Annotated in this window: 13 protein-coding genes; 3 read left to right on the plus strand and 10 right to left on the minus strand. The window is 77.4% G+C overall.

Going from position 1 to position 17,803, the window contains the following annotated elements; genetic code table 11:
- Positions 1-305: 305 nt before the first annotated feature.
- The gene (locus OHB09_RS17230; RefSeq protein WP_328728907.1) at positions 306-1,727 is read left to right on the plus strand and encodes an RICIN domain-containing protein; all 1,422 of its coding nucleotides are present in this window, start codon (positions 306-308) and stop codon (positions 1,725-1,727) included.
- 45 nt (positions 1,728-1,772) lie between these two features.
- Here OHB09_RS17230 and OHB09_RS17235 read toward each other — a convergent pair whose 3' ends face one another.
- From OHB09_RS17235 to OHB09_RS17245, 3 genes are all read right to left on the minus strand, one after another.
- Positions 1,773-3,872, minus strand: a complete 2,100-nt coding sequence (locus tag OHB09_RS17235; RefSeq protein ID WP_328922208.1) for an ATP-binding protein — start codon at positions 3,870-3,872, stop codon at positions 1,773-1,775.
- Positions 3,869-4,546, minus strand: coding sequence for a DUF4255 domain-containing protein (locus tag OHB09_RS17240; RefSeq protein ID WP_006138490.1), 678 nt, complete (start codon positions 4,544-4,546; stop codon positions 3,869-3,871). Before OHB09_RS17240 ends, OHB09_RS17235 begins: the two co-directional genes overlap by 4 nt.
- A 161-nt stretch (positions 4,547-4,707) precedes the next feature.
- The gene (locus tag OHB09_RS17245) at positions 4,708-5,370 is read right to left on the minus strand and encodes a helix-turn-helix transcriptional regulator (protein ID WP_006138491.1); all 663 of its coding nucleotides are present in this window, start codon (positions 5,368-5,370) and stop codon (positions 4,708-4,710) included.
- Between the two features lie 295 nt (positions 5,371-5,665).
- Between OHB09_RS17245 and OHB09_RS17250 the strand changes: the two genes are divergently transcribed.
- Together OHB09_RS17250 and OHB09_RS17255 are read left to right on the plus strand one after the other, a co-directional pair.
- A complete protein-coding gene (locus tag OHB09_RS17250) occupies positions 5,666-8,725 on the plus strand; it encodes a helix-turn-helix transcriptional regulator (RefSeq protein ID WP_328922209.1) in 3,060 nt (1,019 codons plus the stop codon).
- Complete coding sequence (locus tag OHB09_RS17255) at positions 8,712-9,368, plus strand: class I SAM-dependent DNA methyltransferase (protein WP_191892306.1); 657 nt, start codon at positions 8,712-8,714, stop codon at positions 9,366-9,368. Before OHB09_RS17250 ends, OHB09_RS17255 begins: the two co-directional genes overlap by 14 nt.
- Before the next feature lie 2 nt (positions 9,369-9,370).
- On the opposite strand, the gene OHB09_RS17260 is transcribed toward OHB09_RS17255, so the two are convergent.
- The 7 genes from OHB09_RS17260 to sigJ all read right to left on the minus strand — a co-directional run bounded on the left by OHB09_RS17260 (position 9,371) and on the right by sigJ (position 17,768).
- Entirely contained in the window at positions 9,371-9,847 is a 477-nt protein-coding gene (locus tag OHB09_RS17260; protein ID WP_006138496.1) for a GNAT family N-acetyltransferase, read from the minus strand.
- A gap of 70 nt (positions 9,848-9,917) precedes the next feature.
- Entirely contained in the window at positions 9,918-11,621 is a 1,704-nt protein-coding gene (locus OHB09_RS17265) for a hypothetical protein (protein ID WP_328922210.1), read from the minus strand.
- A 170-nt stretch (positions 11,622-11,791) separates the two neighbouring features.
- Positions 11,792-12,127, minus strand: coding sequence for an SCO4225 family membrane protein (locus OHB09_RS17270; RefSeq protein WP_167792687.1), 336 nt, complete (start codon positions 12,125-12,127; stop codon positions 11,792-11,794).
- Between the two features lie 78 nt (positions 12,128-12,205).
- Positions 12,206-12,889, minus strand: a complete 684-nt coding sequence (locus tag OHB09_RS17275) for a response regulator transcription factor (protein ID WP_328922211.1) — start codon at positions 12,887-12,889, stop codon at positions 12,206-12,208.
- On the minus strand, positions 12,886-15,291 hold the full coding sequence (locus OHB09_RS17280; RefSeq protein ID WP_328922212.1) for a histidine kinase: 2,406 nt from the start codon (positions 15,289-15,291) through the stop codon (positions 12,886-12,888). Before OHB09_RS17280 ends, OHB09_RS17275 begins: the two co-directional genes overlap by 4 nt.
- Before the next feature lie 134 nt (positions 15,292-15,425).
- Positions 15,426-16,676: an NAD(P)/FAD-dependent oxidoreductase gene (locus tag OHB09_RS17285; protein ID WP_093591380.1), complete on the minus strand. Its 1,251-nt coding sequence runs from the start codon at positions 16,674-16,676 to the stop codon at positions 15,426-15,428.
- Positions 16,677-16,823: 147 nt separating this feature from the next.
- On the minus strand, positions 16,824-17,768 hold the full coding sequence (sigJ, locus tag OHB09_RS17290) for an RNA polymerase sigma factor SigJ (protein ID WP_093591383.1): 945 nt from the start codon (positions 17,766-17,768) through the stop codon (positions 16,824-16,826).
- Between the last annotated feature and the right edge of the window lie 35 nt (positions 17,769-17,803).

Genomic DNA, 17,803 nt, shown 5'->3' on the forward strand with positions numbered 1-17,803 from the left:
CCCCGGTACGCCCCGCGGTGCACGAGTGGGGGCAGCGGGTGTGCCCGCGAGTGCCCCTTTCGCACCGTCCGGCGCGGGGGCGTTCCGGGCCGGGGCGAGGACCCGGGCCGTGCCCGGTCGGCGGCCGGGCCGGTGGACCGCCCTTCGGCCCCTGTCCCGCCGGCCACGGGCGGCACGGAAGGTCCGCGGGGGCAGCCCCGAGGGCATCGAGGGGGCCTCGGATGCCGATGCCCCTTCCCCGCCGGACACTTCGCCCGCTTGTGCGCGTACGGTGTCTTCTCCGTGCCTGCTTCTAGCCTGGCCCCGTGAGCCTGTGGACATCCCTGGAACCCGCGTCCGCGACCGTGGACCCCGGCGGCAGCACCCGTGTACGTCTGCGGCTGCGCAACACCGGCGACCTCGTCGACGAGTACCGCTTCGAACCGGTCGGCGACACGGCCCCCTGGGCCGTCGTGGAACCGGCCACCCTGCGGCTCTACCCCGGCACGACGGGCACCGTCGACCTGACCTTCGCCCCGCCCCGCACGCCGGACGCCACGGCGGGGCCGCACCCGTACGCGGTGCGGATCACCCCGACCGAGCATCCGGAGGCCACGACCGTCCCGGAGGGCGTCCTCACCCTCACCCCGTTCACGGAGGTGCGCGCCGAACTCGTGCCGCCGACCGTGCGGGGCCGGTTCCGGGGCCGGCCGAGGCTGGCCGTGGACAACCTCGGCAACACCGAGGTGACGGCCTCGCTCGGCGGCCACGACAACGGCGACCAGCTGTCGTACGTCCTGGAGCCCGCCAACGTGCGGATCGCGCCGGGCCGGGCCGCCTTCGTGAAGGCCACGCTCAAGCCGCGGCACCTCATCTGGTTCGGCGCCCGGCAGGAGCGGCGCTACACGCTGGACGTCGTGCGCTCGGGCACCGCCCCCCTGCCGGTCGAGGGGACCTACGTCCAGCGCGGGCTGCTGCCCCGCTGGCTCGCCACCTGCTTCGGCGCCTTCCTCGCGCTCGCCCTCACCTTCACCATGCTGTGGCTCTCGTACAAGCCCTCGGTGGGTACGAAGGCCACGGAGAAGACCGTCGAGGCGGGCGCCGCCGTGGCGCCCCCGCCCACCTCCGCCCCGCCCCTGTCCTCCGCACCCCCGCCGGAGACCTCCGCCCCGCCCGAGTCCGGGGGCGGGAAGGCGGACGGGGGCGCGAAGGGCGGCGGGGGCGGGGGCGGCGCGGCGCCCCCGGAGAAGAAGGCGAAGCCGGTGGTGCCCGCGACGAAGGTGCTGCTGCGCAACACGACGACCACGAAGTGCGCGGACGTCCCCGGCTACGACAAGGGCACGAAGGACGGCCCCGTGCGCGAGTACACCTGCGACGACGCCGACTCCGACAACCAGTTGTGGAACCTGGAGGTGAGGTACCCCGACGGGGGGCCCGGCGGGCAGCCCCTCTTCCAGATCCGCAACGTCAAGGACCGGCTGTGCATGGACCTGCCCGGCGGCGGGGCGGCGCCGGTGCAGACAGCGATCACCGAGTTCACGTGCGAGGGCACGACCGCCGACAACCAGTTGTGGTGGCTCGACAGGCAGGACAGCGGCGCCTACTGGATCCGCAACGCCGCGAGCGGCAACAAGTGCCTGAACGTCGACGGCTACGCCACCGGCGGCAACGACACGAACCTCACCCTGCACGACTGCGCGAACGACGACGACCGCGAGTGGCTGATCATCCACCAGGGACAGAACTGACATCGGGGGCGGAGCCGAGGCGCGGGCCGGGCCGGGAGGAGGGCTTCACCAGGAGCCCTCGCCCGGCACCAGCCGGCCCGCCTTGCGGTACTCCCGCCGGGCCCCCTCCAGCAGGTCCGCGGGGGTGACCACCCCGTCCCGCCCGGCGGCGAGGTAGGCCGCCGTCACCACCGCGCTGCGGATCGACCCGCCCGCCAGCTCGAACTCCCGCGCCAGCGGGGCGAGTCCCGCGTGCGTGCCCTCGGCGGTCGGCACCCGTTCCAGGCCGTGCCGCCACAGCGCCAGCCGCTGCCCGGCGTCCGGGAAGGGGAAGTCGACGACCAGGTCGAGCCTGCGGGTGAACGCCTCGTCGATGTTGGCGCGCAGATTGGTGGTGAGCAGCGCGATCCCGTCGAAGGACTCCAGCCGCTGGAGCAGGTAGGCGCTCTCCATGTTGGCGTACCGGTCGTGGGAGTCCTTGACCTCGGAGCGCTTGCCGAAGACGGCGTCGGCCTCGTCGAAGAGCAGGACCGCGTCGGTGCGGTCGGCCTCGGTGAAGATGCGCTCCAGGTTCTTCTCGGTCTCGCCGACGTACTTGTCGACGACCGAGGAGAGCTGGACCACGTAGAGGTCGAGCCCGAGTTCGGCGGCGACGACCTCGGCGGACAGCGTCTTGCCGGTGCCGGACTCGCCCGCGAACAGCCCGAGCACCCCGCGGCCCCGGCCGCCGCCCGCGCTGAGCCGCCAGTCGCCGAGCACCCGCTCCCGGTGCCGGGCGCGCAGGGCGAGTTCGTGCAGCTGGGTCAGGGGGGCGGCGGGCAGGACGAGGTCGCTCCAGTCGACGTCGGGGCGGATGCGCCGGGCGTGCTTCTCCAGTCCCGAGGCGGACTGCCGGCGGGCGGCCAGCCGCACGTGCCCGGGGGTCAGCGGCATGCCGTCGAACGCGGCCAGGTCGCGCGCGGCCCGCGCGGCCCGTTCGAGCCGCTCCCCGCCGAGGCGGTAGGGGGCGACGGTGGCGGCGAGGTCGAAGCCGGGGACCTCGGCGGGCGCGCCGGTGCGGCCGTCCGCCGGGGCGGTGAGCGCCGCCGACCAGGCCGGGAGCGTGCCGGTGCGGCGGTGCGGGGCGTCGAGGACCAGGGGGTCGCGGGAGCACCAGTGGGGGTCGTACGGGCGGGGGTCGGCCAGCAGCACCGGGACGTCCGGCGCGGCGGTCAGCTCCCTCAGCAGCGGGCCGGGGTCGGCGGGCAGCGGCGCCACCAGCAGCGCGTGACCGCCGAGCCGGGCCTCGCGGACCAGTGCGGCTGCCTGCTCGTCGGGGCCGTCGAAGCGCAGGGCGCCGAACCCGGCCGCGCGGAGGGCGGCCGCCGCGCAGGCGGCGCCCTCGCCCTCCCGCCGCTCGCGCAGATAGACGGTGCCCGGACCGGGCCTCGCCAGGTGGGCGGCCAGCCGGCCGGTGAAGGAGGCGAACTCCGCCTCCCCGCCGGGGTCGTCGGGGGCGTCGGGGTCGTCGGGGTTCGGGCCCCCGTGCGGGGCGGGCGGGAGCGGGTGGAGGTGCGGGGCGAGGTCCGGGTCAGGGGTGTCGTCGCCGAGCAGATGGGCGACGACCCGGTCGGGCACGCGCAGCGACCGGGTCAGGAAGGGTCGCTCGGGCTCCTCCACCACCAGCAGTCCGCGCGCGGTCAGCGGCGCCCCGGCGTGGAACCGGGCCCGTGCCCCCGGCCGGTGCGCCGGCACCCCGCACAGGTCGAGCGCGAGGCCCACCGTGGCGCGGCGGCGGCCGACGTCGTCGTTGAGGTAGCCGTAGAGCGGCTCGAAGGAGCGGTCCACGTCGGGCGCGAGGGCGAGGAACAGGATCGCGGTGTCCAGCTCCCCGAGCCCCAGCCGCGCGACCTGGCCGGCGTCCCGCTCATCGGGCGGGGCCTCCCCCTCGGACACACCTGCGGGCACGGGCCCCGCGGGGGCCGCCAGGTACCGGCGCACGGCCTCCTCGGAGAGGTACAGCCCGCGCAGCGGGTCCTCGGCCGTGGGGTCGCCGGCCGCACGCCGGTCGACGAGCACCGCGATCCGTTCGCGCAGCCGGGCGAGCCGGACGAGGAGCGCCTCGGCCGGCTCGGCGGGGCCGGAGAGGGGTCCGGGGCGCGCGTGCGGGTGGGTGTGCGTGGTCACCGGCGGCGCTCCGCGCGGCCCGCCGCGAGGTGGTGCGGGCGGTGCGCCCGCTCCTCGGCCGGCGTGCCCGGGTCGCGTGCCGTCTCCGCGCCGGGTGCCCCCGGGAGCTCGCGCACGCGGACGGCGGCGCCCTCGGTGACGGGCGGCCCGGCGTCGTACTCGGGGACCGCCGGGAAGGGCGCGGTGACCACCAGGTCCACGGAGGGCTTCAGCTCGCCGCCGAGCGCGGACCAGATCTCCGCCAGGGAGCGGGCCTCGCTCTGTATGCCGGCCACCGTCAGCGGCACCGAGAGCCCCAGCGCGCGCAGTGACTCCGGGAGTTCGGCGGGGGGCAGCAGCTCGTGGGGCAGCAGGGTGGCCAGGACGGCGGACAGCAGCCGGTGTTCGTCCTGCGGCCGCCGGGTCCACGCCGTCACCAGGTAGGACAGCCGGAACCAGCGCGGCGGCTGGCGGCGCTTGACGACGATGCTCCGCTCGTCGCGCACGGAGATGTGGCCGCGGTGCCGCCGGGAGACGTCCTCGCGGATGTCGTAGAGATAGGCGTTGATGGTGGGCGCGTTGCGGCGGGCGGCCCAGTCGCGGGTCGGGGCGTCCAGCGTGATGTCGACGCCGGAGCCCGCGAGCGCGCCGCCGCTGAGGAGGTCCTTGAGGACCTCGTCCACCTCGTGGATCACCCGCGCTCCCACCGCCGTCCGAACCGCCGTTGCCGGCCGCTCCCATCGTGCCCGCCCGCCTTCCGCCCCGCCGCGCCCGAGGGGACGGGGCGCGGGCAGAGCGGGGTGTCCCCGGGGGCAGCGGGACCTGCCCGCCCCGCCTCCCGGTCCTCGCCGGACCGTCAGATGTAGCCCTCGCGCAGGGCGTAGGCGACGGCGTGGGCGCGGTTGCGCAGATGCAGCCGGGTGGTCAGACCGTGCATCACGTTCTTGATGGTGCGTTCGGAGTACGACAACTTGCCCGCGATCTCCGAGGTGTCGAGCCCGTCGGCGACCAGCCGCAGCACGTCCACCTCGCGCGGCAGGAGACCCACCGCGGGGGCGCCGGAATGACCGGCCGCGCCCCGGTGCAGGGTGCCGACCTGCTCGATGAGCCGGCCGAGCAGATCGGCCGGCAGGTCTCCCTCGCCGCGGGCGGCGGAGAGCACCGCCTGCGCCAGCCGGTGCGCGGTCGCCTCCTGCCGCCAGACGATCGCGCCGACCCCGCACTCGATGACGTCCAGCAGCTCCGCCTCGCGGATCTCCCCGACCACGAGGACCGCGCGGGCGCCCTCCCCGCGCACCACCCGGCGCAAGCGGGTCAGGGCGCTCTCGTCGAGGGTCTCGCCGACCAGCAGGGCCACGGTCCCCGGGCCGCCCGCCGTGCGCAGCTCCAGCTCGGGGTGCCGGCGGAGCTGGCTGAGCACGCCCTCCCGGGAGAGGGGGTCCGGGGCGTACACGACGACGGGCACCCGGTGCGCGGGTCCCGGCCTGCCGGTGTCCGTGGTGGTGGCTGTGCTGCACATCCCTGGCTCCCCGCGTCGTGTGGTCGCGCGCCGTGGGTTCCGGCGCCGTGTCGGGCGGATCATCCAGCCTTCCCCGGCGGGACCGCGGGGGCAATCGTGGAGCACCACGAGGCACACCACGAGAACGGAGGGGCGTCGCGGCTCCTGGCCGCCGGGACAGGAGAAGGGGCTCTCACGGGCGTGACGTACGGCACGTCCGGGCACCATGCCCCGCACTCGCGCGTCTCCCCCAACAGAAGGCGCCACAAACGCTGTTCGTCCGTCACCACCGTTCACAAGAGGAAGGGAGGCGCGCATGCCCGGCCCGCTGAGCGAGCGCACGGACGTGCTCGAGCTGATCGCCGCGGAGGCGGCCCGCGCCCGCGCCGGCACCGGCGGCCTCGTCCTGCTGCGCGGCGCCACCGGCACCGGCCGCACCGCCGTGCTGGAGGCCGCCGTCCGGGACGCCGAGGCCCACGGCATGCGCGTCCTGCTCGCCCGCTGCGCCCCCTGCGACCAGGCGCAGTACTTCGCCTCCCTGACACGCCTCCTCCACCCGGCCCAGCCCACCGGCCGCCCCGCGGCCGGGGAGCACGAACCCTTCCAGGACCGCGACGAGCGCGTCGTCTCCGGTCATCTGCTGTTACGCGTGGCCGAGTTGTCCGAGGACCGTCCCCTCCTCGTCGCCGTGGACGACACGCACCTGGCCGATCCCGCCTCCCGGCGCTGGCTCGTGGAGGCCGCCCGGCACGTCGACCGGATGCCCGTCCTGCTGCTGGTGACCGAGCGCAGCCAGTACGACATCGCCCCGCCCACCCCCGGGCTGGCCCACACCCTCCCGCCCGACCTGGTCCGCACCCACACCCTCGCCCCGCTGTCCGGCAGGTCCACCGCGCTCCTGGCGCGTGGCCGCGTCGGGGACGCGGCCTGGCCCCGGGTGGAGAGCCGCGTCCGCGCCTCGGCCGGCCATCCGCTGCTGCTGCACGCCCTGCTGGAGGACCTCGGCGGCAGCGGGGCCGAGGCCGTGCCGGAGTCCTCCGCGATGCTGTACCCGGGGGCCTACCAGGCCGCCGTGTCCTGGTGGCTGGAGTCCGCCGGACCGCGCACCACCGCGGTCGCCCGGGCGCTGGCCGTCCTGGAGGACACCTGGGCGGACATCCCCGGCCGCCCGGCCGCACCCGCCTCCCCGCACGGCTCGGTCCGCCCCGGCGCGCCCGCCCACCCCGCCACCGTCCGGCATCTGGCCGAGATCCTCACCGGGATGACCGGTGCCGACCCCGCCCGGATCGCCGGCTGGCTCACCGCCACGACCGGACTCGGCCTGCTCCGCCCCGACGCGTGGGGCCGCCCCCGCTGGGCCCACCGGCTGCTGCGGGACGCGGTGCTCGAGGGCTGGTCCGAGGACCGGCGCCGGGCCGCGCACCTCGCGGCCGCCGACGCCATGTGGCAGCGCGGCGACAGCACCGCCGCCGTCGCACGGCAACTGCTGCGGGCCGGCGCGGCGAGCCGCCCCTGGGCCGTGAACGTCCTGCGGGACGCGGCGCGCGAGGCCGCCCGTGAGGGGCGCGCCGAGACCGCCGTGGCCCATCTGCGCCGGCTCCTGCGGGAACCGCTGTCCGACCCGCAGCGGCAGCGGGTCCTCACCGAACTCGGCTCCCTGGAGTGCACCGCCGCGCTGTCCCGCTCCGAGCCCGGGGACGGGTCCGACTCGGGTGTCTCCACCGGCATCCCGCGGCTCACCGAGGCGCTGTGGCTGCCCGTCGAGCCGGCGGACCGGGTGCGGGCGGCCATCGCCCTCGGCACCGCGCTGGCCCGCTTCGGCCACACCCGGTCCGCCGTGGAGACGCTGCGCGGACTGGACGAGAGCGGTCTGTCCGACCGCCCCGCGCTGCCGCAGGCCGTGCGGGCCGCCACCGTGCTGCTGTCCGAGCAGGACCAGGTCCTGCGCCGGCAGGCGTACGCCCGGCTGTCCGAGCAGGCGCACAGCACCCCGGACCTGGTCGGCGCGGCCGGCCGTGCCCTGCTGGTGCGGCACGCGGCGGTGGCCGGGCTGATCTCCGCGCGGGAGGCGATGGAGCGCCTGCGGGCGCTGCTCCTGGCACCGGCCGAACCGGAGACCGAACCCTTCCTGCTCGGGACGGCGGCGGAAGTCGCCGTGTGGGCCGACGACTTCGACTCCGCCGAACAGCTCGCGGACCACGCCCTGGCCGGCCGGGACCCGCACGTGCTGCACCCGACGGGCGAGATCCTGCGGGACGTGCGTGCCGACCTCGCGATGGCCCACGGCACCCACGTCCTGCCGCGGCACCTCCTCGCCGACCGCTCACCGGCACGGACGGATCCCGCCCGCCACGGGCCCCCGGCGTGCGAGGCGTCCGGGGCGGAGGAACACCCGTGGACGGAGCACGCGCGGGCGGACGCCGAGTACGCCGGGCCCCACGACCCGGCGGGCCCCGGCGCCCCCTCCGCACCGGCGGACCGGGCCCGCACACCGCGCGGCGAGGACGCGCGCGCGGTGCTCGCCCTCGTCGCGGCCGGCCGTGTCGCGGCGGCCGGACGGTTCGTGACCGCCTTCGACCTGAGCCGCGTCCCGGACTCCCCCGAGCGCGACCGCTTCCTGTACGCGCGGGGCGTCCTGCGGGCCGCCGCGGGCAACCCGGTGGGCGCCGCGCACGACTTCCTGGAGTGCGGGCGCGGGCGCTCGGCCCGCGAGGAACTCAACCCGGCGGTCCTGCCGTGGCGGACCGCCCTCGCCGAGTGCGCGGTGGCCCGGGGCGACCGGCGGGAGGCGCTGCTCCTGGCCGAGGACGAGCTGCGCCTGGCCCGGGTGTGGGACACGCCCCGCACCGTGGGCCGCGCCCTGCGGGTACTGGCCACGGCGACCGGCGGCCGGCACGGCCTGGATCTCGCCGAGGAGGCCGTACGACTGCTGCGCACGGCGCCCGGCGGCGAGGAACTGATCGCCGCGCTGCTCGCACGGGGGCGGCTCCTGCTCGCGGCGGGGGAGCGTACGCAGGCGCGCGAGACGCTGCGCGAGGCGGCGGACCGCGCCGCACGGCGGGGCGCCGTACGCCTCGCTCAGGCGGCGGAGGAGGCCCTGCGGGAGGGCGGCGCCCGGCGGCCGGCCACCGTCCGCACGGGCTTCGAGGCGCTCACCGACAGCGAACGCCGCATCGTCGAACTCGCGGCGGAGGGGCACACCAACACCGAGATCGCGGGCCTCCTGCACGTGGCCCGCCGCACGGTGGAGACGCACCTGACGAGCGCCTACCGCAAACTCGGCATCCGCCGCCGGGGCCAGCTCCAGACCGTCCTCGGGGCCGCCGCGCCACGCCGCCCCGACAGGAACTACTGTCCTGAGGATGGCCGCACCTGACGCACTGACCGCCACCCGCGAGGCCTACGACGCGGTGGCCGGCACGTACGCCGACATGTTCCGCGAGTCGCTGCGCGAGGAGCCTGTGGAGCGCGCGCTGCTCGCCGCCTTCGCCGAGACCGTCCGGGCGGACGGCGGCGGCCCGGTCGCGGACCTCGGCTGCGGACCCGGTCACGTCACCGCGCACCTGCGCGACCTGGGGCTGCGGGCCTTCGGCGTCGACGCCTCCCCCGAGATGATCGAACTGGCCCGCCGGGACCACCCGGACCTGCGCTTCGACGTCGCCTCGATGGCCGCGCTCGACCTCCCCGGGGGCACCCTGGGCGGCATCCTCTCGCGCTGGTCGATCATCCACACCCCGCCGGCGGAAGTCCCCGCCGTGCTCGCGGAGTTCGCCCGCGTCCTGGCCCCCGGCGGCCGTCTGACGCTCTCCTTCTGGGCGACCGAGGACCCGTCCGTGCCCTCCCGGCCCTTCGACCACGCGGTCGCCCCCGCCCACCGCTGGTCCCCCGACCGCCTGGCCGGCCTCCTGCGCGAGCACGGCGTGCACGAGACCTCCCGCACGTACCAGGAGCCCCTCCCCACGGACCGCCGCCAGTTCCGGACCGTCCACCTGCTCGCGCGCAGGACTCCCGCGCCCTGAACTCAGCGTCCCGGCCCGTCCGGGCGCCACACGTACCGGACGTCCGGCTCGCGCTCCTCGTTGCGGGCGCCGTCGGTCCGCTCGACGGCGACGAAGCCGTGCCGCTCGTAGAAGCGGCGGGCGGGCGCGTTGATCCGGAACGTCCACAGGGCGAGCCCGGACGGGCGCAGCCGCTTCGCATGGTCCAGGAGCAGGCCGCCGACGCCCCGGCCCCGCCGGGCCGGATCGAGGTAGAGCTGGTCCAGCTCCTCGCCGTCCAGCACCATCATCCCGAGGAGGCGGTCCGGGCCGGCCGCCACCCAGGTGTCCCCGGCGGGCACGACGACCTCCCGGAACCAGCCCCGCACCTCCTCGTCCGTACGGGCTCGGCGCACCGTCGGCAGCGCCGCGTCGAAGGACCGCAGCCACAGCCCGGCCACGGTGTCGGCCTCGGCGGCGACCGCACGGCGCACGACCGGATGTTCGTTCTCGTCGTCCACAGCGGCGCATGCTCGCAGAGGCGCCGGTCCGCCGCACCCGGGTTTATTCCGCGCGCGGACGCGGAGGCCGTCAGGAGTCGGCGGCCCGGACGGGCACGGACGGGGCGGACGCCTCCGGCCCGGGGGTGCCCCCGGCCCGTCCGGCCGAGGTGCCGAGCAGGGCGAGGAGGGCGAGCGCCGCGGCCAGCACGGCGGCGAGGGTCGCACCGTCACCGCCGGTGGCGAGCACCTCGGCGAGGGTCGGCGAGGCGAACCGCCCCGCCGTGAGGTGCGCGAGGGCCAGCAGCCCCGGGAACAGCGCGCCCGCGGCCAGCACGGGCACCGCCCTGCCCCGCACGGCCAGACCGGCGCCCAGCAGCAGGCACAGGGTGCCGAGCGCGAGGGAGAACCCGTGCGCGTACGTCGAAGGGGAGCCGTTCCGCAGCGGCAGGTGCAGGACCCCGCACACCACCAGGGCGAGCACGGCGGGCCAGTGCAGCCGGGCGGGCGGCGCGGCGGCGGCGATCCCGGCGAACCGCCGGGCCCGCGTCCTCCGGGGGTGGGCCTCCGCCGGTGGCGGGGGCGTCCGGTGCTCCGGGGTCCGGTACCCGGCCCGGGCGGCCCACTCCTCGTCCAGCCAGTCGAAGTCGAGGGCGCGCGCGGGCGCCTCCGGGGCGGGACCGACCCCGGCCACCGGGAAGGGCCGACGCGTCTCCTCCGACGCCCCCACGACCACGGCGGTGCCCTCCATCCGGCGGGGGCCGTCGTCGGCGGGCGGCGCGGGCGGCGCGGATGGTGCGGCCTGCGCGGCGGAGGCGGGCGCGACGCCGGACGCCGCTTCGACCGTTGGTGCGGACGCCGCTTCGACCGTCGGTGCGGGTGCGGGTGCGGGTGCGGGTGCGGGTGCGGGTGCGGGTGCGGCGGGGGCGGGGCCAGGCCGCGCGCCGCCCGCCGGACCGGCCGCGCCGCCGTCCACCGACGCGCTCGCCGCGACCTCCGTCGGGCGGCTCGCGGCGTACGCCGGGCTGGTGGCCGGGGGGTGCGCGGGACCGGTGGCCGGGACCCGCGCCGAGTGGTCCGGGCCGACGGCCGGGACCTCTGCGGGGCGGTTCGCGGGGTGGGTGTCCGGGGCCTGTGGCGGGCGGTTCGCCGGACCGGTCGCCGGGGCTCCCGCCTGGCCGGCGGCCGGGTTCTCCGCAGGGCGGTCCGGGCCGGTGGCCGGGAGTTCCGCCGGACGGTCCGCCGGGCCACCCGCCGGGTCCTGCGCCGAGCGGTCCCGCGGGGCCCGTGCCGGGCCGGTCTCCACGACCTCCGCCGGGTGGCCCGCGGGGCCGGTCTCCGGGGGCTGTGCCGAGCGGTCCGGTGTGTGGGGCGTCGGGGGCTGCGGCGGGTCGGTCGCCGGGGTGGCCGGCGGGGTGCCTCCCGGGACGGTTCCCGTGTCCCTCGGTGGTGTGGCCGGGCGGGTCTCCCGGGCGGGCCCGGGTCCGGCGGGGCGGCCGGTGCCAGGCGGTGGGGCCGTGAGGGGTGCGGTCCGTACCGTCGCGCGGGCCGGGGCCGTCAACCGGGCTATCAGCTCGACGAGTTCCTCGACGGGACGGTCGGCGGCGGCCGCGCGGACCACCTCCCGTGCCGCCCTGTCACCGTCCGGCCGGCGCTCCAGCAGGGCGATCAGCGCGAGCACCTCGTCCACCGACCGCGAGGCGACGGCCGCGTGCACGAGCGCGCGCACGGGGGCCTCCCGCGGTGCCCCGGGCGTGCCCGTACCGGAGGAGTCGCGCAAGGGGTTGATCGTCATGGTCGCCTTCCACTTCCCACTGCTCCCAGGCTGTGCGGGCCACGCGGGCCACGGGCGGAGCCGCCGACGCACGAACACACAGCACGACACTCCCGTTTCTAGGCGCGCCGCACACCCCCCGCCACCCGGGCGCGGACGGACGGGTGGCGGGGGGTGCGGGAGCCGGCGGGTCACTCGGCGTAGGGGTCCGGGGTCTTCTCGCCGCGGCGCAGGGCGCGGGCGCACCAGCCGATGACCGCCGCGTTCACCAGCGCGCCGAGGACGACGGCGAGGAGGAACGCGGGCAGACCGTCGGGGGTGACGAGCAGTATGAGGCCGACCGGGGCGGTCGCGAGCACCGGGAAGATCAGCGCGAGGGACTCGCCGGAGTCGTCCGTGGCGGCGTCCACGAGCGCCCAGACGGTCACGGCGGCGCAGCCCGCGAGATAGGCGAGGGAGAGGCCGTGGCCCAGCACCCGCCGCAGACGGCGGAGGAGGGGCGGGGCGGGGGCGTCGGTTCTGGGCATGGTGGGGAACTCCGTATCCGTTGAGGGGCGTCGGTGGGCGTGGGCGTGGGCGGTCGTCTGCCGGGGAGAGCCGGGGAGTCAGAGGGACGTGCCCGGGGGATGGGGCCGGGCGAGCCCCAGGTCGTAGGCGAGGATCGTGGCCTGCACCCGGTCGCGCAGCGCGAGTTTGCGCAGTACCGCGTTGACGTGGGACTTCACCGTGCCGACGGTGATGCCGAGGTCGGCGGCGATCTCGGTGTTGTTGAGGCCGGAGGCGAGGAGGCCGAGCACCGAACGCTCCCGCGCCGTCAGCCGGTTCAGCTCGGCGGGGACCCGGCCGGTCTCGATGCCGGAGGAGGGCCGGCCCGCGTAGTGCCGCAGGAGCCGGCGGGTCGCCGAGGGTGCGAGGACGCTCTCGCCGGCCGCCACGGTCCGTATCCCGCGCAGCAGTTCGGCGGCGTGCACGTCCTTGAGGAGGAAGCCGGAGGCGCCGGCGCGGAGCGCGTCGAAGACGTGGGCGTCGAGGTCGAAGGTGGTGAGGACGAGGACGCGGGGCCCGTCGGGACGGCCGGTGATCAGCCGGGTGGCGGCGATGCCGTCCAGCTCCGGCATGCGGATGTCCATGACGACCACGTCGGGTGCCAGTTCCCCGGTGAGCCGGACGGCCGCGGCCCCGTCGGCGGCCTCGCCGACGACGGTCATGTCCTCCTCGGCGTCGATCACGGCGGCGAATCCCGCCCGTACGACGCCCTGGTCGTCGGCGACCAGCACCCGCAGTGTCATCGCTCCCCGCCTCCCGCGTTCCCCCGGCCGCTCAGGCCGCCCCGGATCTCCGTGTCCCCGTCCTCGTGGTCCTTGTGGACCTTGTGGACCTTGTGGTCCTCGTGGTCCTCGTGTGCCGCGAGGGGCAGCCGCAGGCCCACGGTGCCGTCCGGGCCGGTGGTCAGGGTGCCGGCGAGGGGTGCGAGCCGTGCCGTCAGCCGTTCCCGCACCCCGGGCCGCACGGCCTCCGGCACGCCGCTCGCGGTGAGGGTCAACAGGCCGTCCTCCGCGTCGAGTTCGAGGACGGCGGGACCGTCGCCACCGGCCGCGAGCATCGTCTCGGCCACGTGGTAGGCGGCGAGGTCGACGGCGGTGGGCAGGTGCGCCGGTACGCGGCCGGAGACCCGTATCGCGACCTCGCGGCCGGTGGCCCGGTGCTGGTGGGCGAGCAGGTCGAGGGCCTGGAGACCGGGCTGCGGACGCAGGGCGCCGCCGGTCTCGTCCTCGCCCTCGCGGACGGCGTCGAGGAGGGCGCGCATCGCCGCGAGGGCCTCGCGGGCGCGCTCGGCGGTCGCGTCGAGCCGTCCCGCCTCCGCCTCGGCGACCATGTCGGCGGTGCGCGCCAGCACGGTGGTCTCCAGGCCCGCGGCGATCCGGCGCCGCTCCGCCCACGCCTCCCGCACGGCCTCCCCGTTCCAGGCCGCGAGCCGTTCCTCCCGGGCCTCGCGCGCGGCCCGCGCCCGCCGCCCCAGGCGGGCCCCGAGCGCGTGCGCCGCGCCGGCCACCAGCGCCACCCCGGCCACGACCCCCGCGTCGGCTCCCCACCCGGGGGCGCCGCCCGGGCGCTCCGCCAGGGCGGCGAGCGCCCCCGCCCCGTGCGCCACGAGGGCGGCCGCCGGGAAGAGCCACCGGGTGACGGCGGTCCGGGCCCGGCCGGGGTCCCCGGGGGCGGCCGCGTGCGCGGCCAGCGCCACGCAGGTGGCGAGCATGCCCAGCGCGGGGGGCAGCAGCGCGGGGCCGGTGTAGTCGCCCGCCGCCGTCGCGGCCGGCCAGAGCGGGGCCACGGCGAGCAGGGCGGCCCGTGCCGTGCGGGGGGTGCGGCGCAGCCACAGCAGGGCGGTGGCCTGCACGGCGGCCAGCAGCGCGAAGTACACACCCGCGGACACCCCGGCACCGGCGGACGCGGTGGACCTGTGGATCACCAGGATCGGCAGCAGCGGGTTCACGACGAGGGCGAGGGCGGCCGTCACCTGGGCCGCCCGCCGGCCGCGCGGCACGGCCGGGTCCGCCTCGGCGGCGGTCCGTCCGGGCAGCGCCGCGCGCACCTCCCAGCCGCCCTCGGCCGTGGGGCCGCTGGTCAGGGTGCCGCCCGCCTCCCGGGCCCGGGACCGCAGGAAGGCCCGGCCCCGGCCGCCGCCGAGACCCGCGCCGTGCGCGGTGACCCCGGCGGGCGGCGCGGCGCTCGTGACGACGACGTCCGTGCGCGTCTCCCCGTACCGGCAGGTCACGGTGGTGTGCGCGCCCGGGGCGTGCCGGGCGGCGTTGGTCAGCGCCTCGCGCACGATGCCGTGGGCCGCGTCCGCGAGGGTGCCCTCGGGCAGGTCGTCGATCGCGGCGTCGACCCGTCCGCCGAGCCGGCGGAACCCGGCGACGAGGTCCAGCAACCGCTCGCGGGGTGAGGGCAGTTCCTCGCCGGAGGGCGAGGGCGCCCGCACCGCGCCGAGCGCCCGGGTGACCTCGCGGCCGGTATCGGCGGCGAACCGCAGTGCCTCCCCGGCGAGTTCGGGGCGGCTCGCGCGCAGTCCCGAGGCGGCGCCGGCCGAGACCACCACGGCCGTCAGGTGGTGGGCGCTGACGTCGTGCAGTTCCCTTTCCATGCGGCGCCGTTCGGCCGCCGGGAGCCGGTGCCGCTCGGTCTCGGCCCGGTGCAGCCGGCGGGCGGCCGTGAGCCGTGCGCGGCGGGCGTGCCGCGCCCGCAGTCCGGCGCCGCACGCGGTGGCGTACAGCAGCGCGGTGAGGGCGAGGTCGAGTCCGTCGCGGTCGCTGAGCCCGTGCAGGGTGACGCCGTAGAGGAGTTGCCAGACGGCGAGGGCGGTCACGCTCAGGACGGCGGTGAAGGTGTCGCGGACGGCGGCCACGGTGTACAGGGCGAGTGCGGGCCCCGCGGTGCCGAGCACGGCCGTGGCGCCGGCCGGCAGCGGGCCGGCGCCCAGGGCGCAGACGGCGGCGACCAGCACGAGCGCGGGCACCGGGTGGCCGCGGCGCAGGGCGAGCGCGGCCGTCACCGTCGCGGCCACCAGGGCCGCCGGGAACAGCGCCGAGGCGGGCGGCACGTCGCCGCGCGCCGAGGCCGCACCGGGCCACCACAGGGCCTGGGCGCACAGCAGCAGGGCCGGAACGGTCCGGCCGTCGGTTCGCTTCATGACCACCCCAGGCTAGGGCGGCCGCCGGATCGCCCGGGTCCGGCTGAAGGGGGATTCGCGCCTCTTACCCAGGGTGCAGAAGGACCGGTCGGGGGGCGGCCGTCGAGGGCCGCCCCCGCTCCCGGGGCGGACGCTCAGGCGGCCTCCCGCACCGTGCGGCGGCCCTCCTCGCTGCTCCGTCCGCGCACGAGCGCGCGGCGGCGGGACGGGGCGCCGAGGGTCGGGTGGGCGACGCCCCAGGCCGCGCCCTTGCAGACCAGCTCCTTGTACCGGGCGGCCGACCGCCCGGTGAGCGCCGCGCCGACGGCGCGGTCGTCGGCGGTGACGAACTGGATGAGCCCGTCCCGGCGGCCCAGCGAGACGCACTGGTTGAAGTAGCGCAGCGAGGCCCGCGGGATCTTGCCGCCGGTCAGGCGGGCGGCGAGGGCGTCGGCGGCCTGCCAGGCCATGGGGACGCCCGAGGCGCAGGACATGCGCAGCGGCTTGTCCCCGGCGCCGAGGGCGAGGGCGGCGTCGCCGACGGCGTACACGTCCGGGTGGGAGACCGAGCGCATGGTCCCGTCGACCAGGATGCGCCCCTCCTCGGTGACCTCGAGGGTGGTGGCGCGGGCGAGCGGGTGCGCGGCGAAGCCGGTGGTCCAGACGGTGACCGCGGCCGGGATCCGGGTGCTCCCGGCGGCCCCGTCCGTGCCGACGGTGACGTGCTCGGCGGCGACCTCGGTGACGGTGGTGTGCTCGTGCACGGTGATGCCGAGCCGGCCGAAGACCTTCCGCAGGTGCCGGACGCCCTTGGGGGAGAGCCAGTCGCCGAGTCCGCCCCGGGCGACGAGGGCGACGTCGAGGTCCGGACGGGCCTCGGCGATCTCGGTCGCTGCCTCCACGCCGGTGAGGCCGCCGCCGACCACGAGCACCGGCCGCCCGGACTCCAGGGCGGCCAGGCGGTCGCGCAGCCGCAGCGCCCCGGCGCGGCTCGCGAGTTCCTCGGCGTGCGCGGCGGCGCCGGGGACGCCGTGGTCGGTCCAGCCGCTGCCGAGGGCGTGGACGAGGGAGTCGTACGGGAGTTCCTCGGTGGTCACGGCGCCCTCGGTGCCTTCCGCGCCGCCGGTGCCGGCCGTGGTGACGGTGACGGTCCTGCGGTCGACGTCGACGGCGGTGACCCTGCCGAGCCGCACCGTGACGCCCGTGCCCGCGAACATCTCGGCGAGGGGCCGGGGCTCGAGCTCCTGCCCGGTCGCGAGCTGGTGCAGCCGGACGCGTTCCACGAAGTCGGGTTCGGCGTTGACGAGGGTGAGGGAGACGTCCTCGCGGCGCAGCCGCCTGGCGAGGCGTCCGGCGGCGATGGCTCCGGAGTAGCCGGCTCCGAGGACGACGATGCGGTGCTGCATGTCCTGCTCCTGTCTCGCGCGTCGATCCGGGCGTTTCCCGTCCGGGAGGAGGTTGGTTCCGCCCCTTGAACCGGACGGCCCGCCGTTTCCTGACAGGACCGCGCTGTGAAGCACCTCACAGTGCGGCCGGACCGGGTCGCGGCCCGCTCAGAACGGGCGGAACAGGGGTTCCCCGTGTGCGCCGGCCGCCCACTGCCGGGTCGCCCGGTCGAGCTTGTCGGGATTGGCCTGGGAGCGGAACGCGGCGATGCCGTCCGGGGTGATCTCCAGGCACAGCACGCCCACGACCCGGCCGTCGACCTCCGCGACGATCGCGGGGCCGCCGTTGGCGGTGGTCGCGTGGATCCCGGGCGAGCCGCCGACCAGGGCGCGCTTGCCCTTGCCGGGCGAGAACAGGCCCCGCATGAACCGGGCGACGGCGACCGCGCCCTCGAAGGCCTTGGTGCGGGCCGGGACCTTCCCGCCGCCGTCGCCGACCGCGACGGCGTCGTCCGTGAGCAGCCGGACCAGCGGCTCGGTGCGGCCGCTGGTGGCGGCCGCGAGGAACTCCTCGACGACCCGCCGGGCGGCCGCCCGGTCGACCTCGCCGCGCGAGCGGCCCTCCGCGACGTGCTTCTTCGCCCGGTGGAAGAGCTGCTGCCCCGCCGCCTCGGTGATGCCGAGGATCGCGGCGATCTCCCGGTAGGGATATCCGAAGGCCTCCCGGAGCACGTAGACCGCGCGCTCCTTCGGGGCCAGCCGTTCCAACAGCACGAGCACCGCGTACGAGACCGACTCCCGCTGCTCGGCGGTGTCGGCGGGCCCGAGCATGGGGTCCCCGTCGAGCAGCGGCTCGGGCAGCCACTGGCCCACGTAGGTCTCGCGCCGGGCGCGCGCGGAGGTGAGCTGGTTGAGGCACAGGTTGGTCAGCACCTTGGTCAGCCACGCCTCGGGGACGTCGATCCGTCCGACGTCGGCGGCCTGCCACCGCAGGAAGGTCTCCTGCACGGCGTCCTCGGCCTCGCCGGCCGATCCGAGCAACCGGTAGGCGAGCGCCCCCAGCCGGGGCCGGCACGCCTCGAACCGCTCCACGTCCCCCTGCGTCAGCGCCATGGACAGGATCCTAGTGACCTGAGTCGGAGATTCGT

It is taken from the genome of Streptomyces griseoaurantiacus, from assembly GCF_036189845.1.
Lineage (GTDB): Bacteria > Actinomycetota > Actinomycetes > Streptomycetales > Streptomycetaceae > Streptomyces > Streptomyces griseoaurantiacus.

Bases quoted from the DNA above. Each gene is read 5' to 3' on its own strand.
- OHB09_RS17285 (WP_093591380.1), bottom strand. From the start codon at position 16,676: ATGCAGCACCGCATCGTCGTCCTCGGAGCCGGCTACTCCGGAGCCATC.
- OHB09_RS17275 (WP_328922211.1), bottom strand. From the start codon at position 12,889: ATGACACTGCGGGTGCTGGTCGCCGACGACCAGGGCGTCGTACGGGCG.
- sigJ (WP_093591383.1), bottom strand. From the start codon at position 17,768: ATGGCGCTGACGCAGGGGGACGTGGAGCGGTTCGAGGCGTGCCGGCCC.
- OHB09_RS17245 (WP_006138491.1), bottom strand. From the start codon at position 5,370: ATGTGCAGCACAGCCACCACCACGGACACCGGCAGGCCGGGACCCGCG.
- OHB09_RS17280 (WP_328922212.1), bottom strand. From the start codon at position 15,291: ATGAAGCGAACCGACGGCCGGACCGTTCCGGCCCTGCTGCTGTGCGCC.
- OHB09_RS17265 (WP_328922210.1), bottom strand. From the start codon at position 11,621: ATGACGATCAACCCCTTGCGCGACTCCTCCGGTACGGGCACGCCCGGG.
- OHB09_RS17250 (WP_328922209.1), top strand. From the start codon at position 5,666: ATGCCCGGCCCGCTGAGCGAGCGCACGGACGTGCTCGAGCTGATCGCC.
- OHB09_RS17255 (WP_191892306.1), top strand. From the start codon at position 8,712: ATGGCCGCACCTGACGCACTGACCGCCACCCGCGAGGCCTACGACGCG.
- OHB09_RS17270 (WP_167792687.1), bottom strand. From the start codon at position 12,127: ATGCCCAGAACCGACGCCCCCGCCCCGCCCCTCCTCCGCCGTCTGCGG.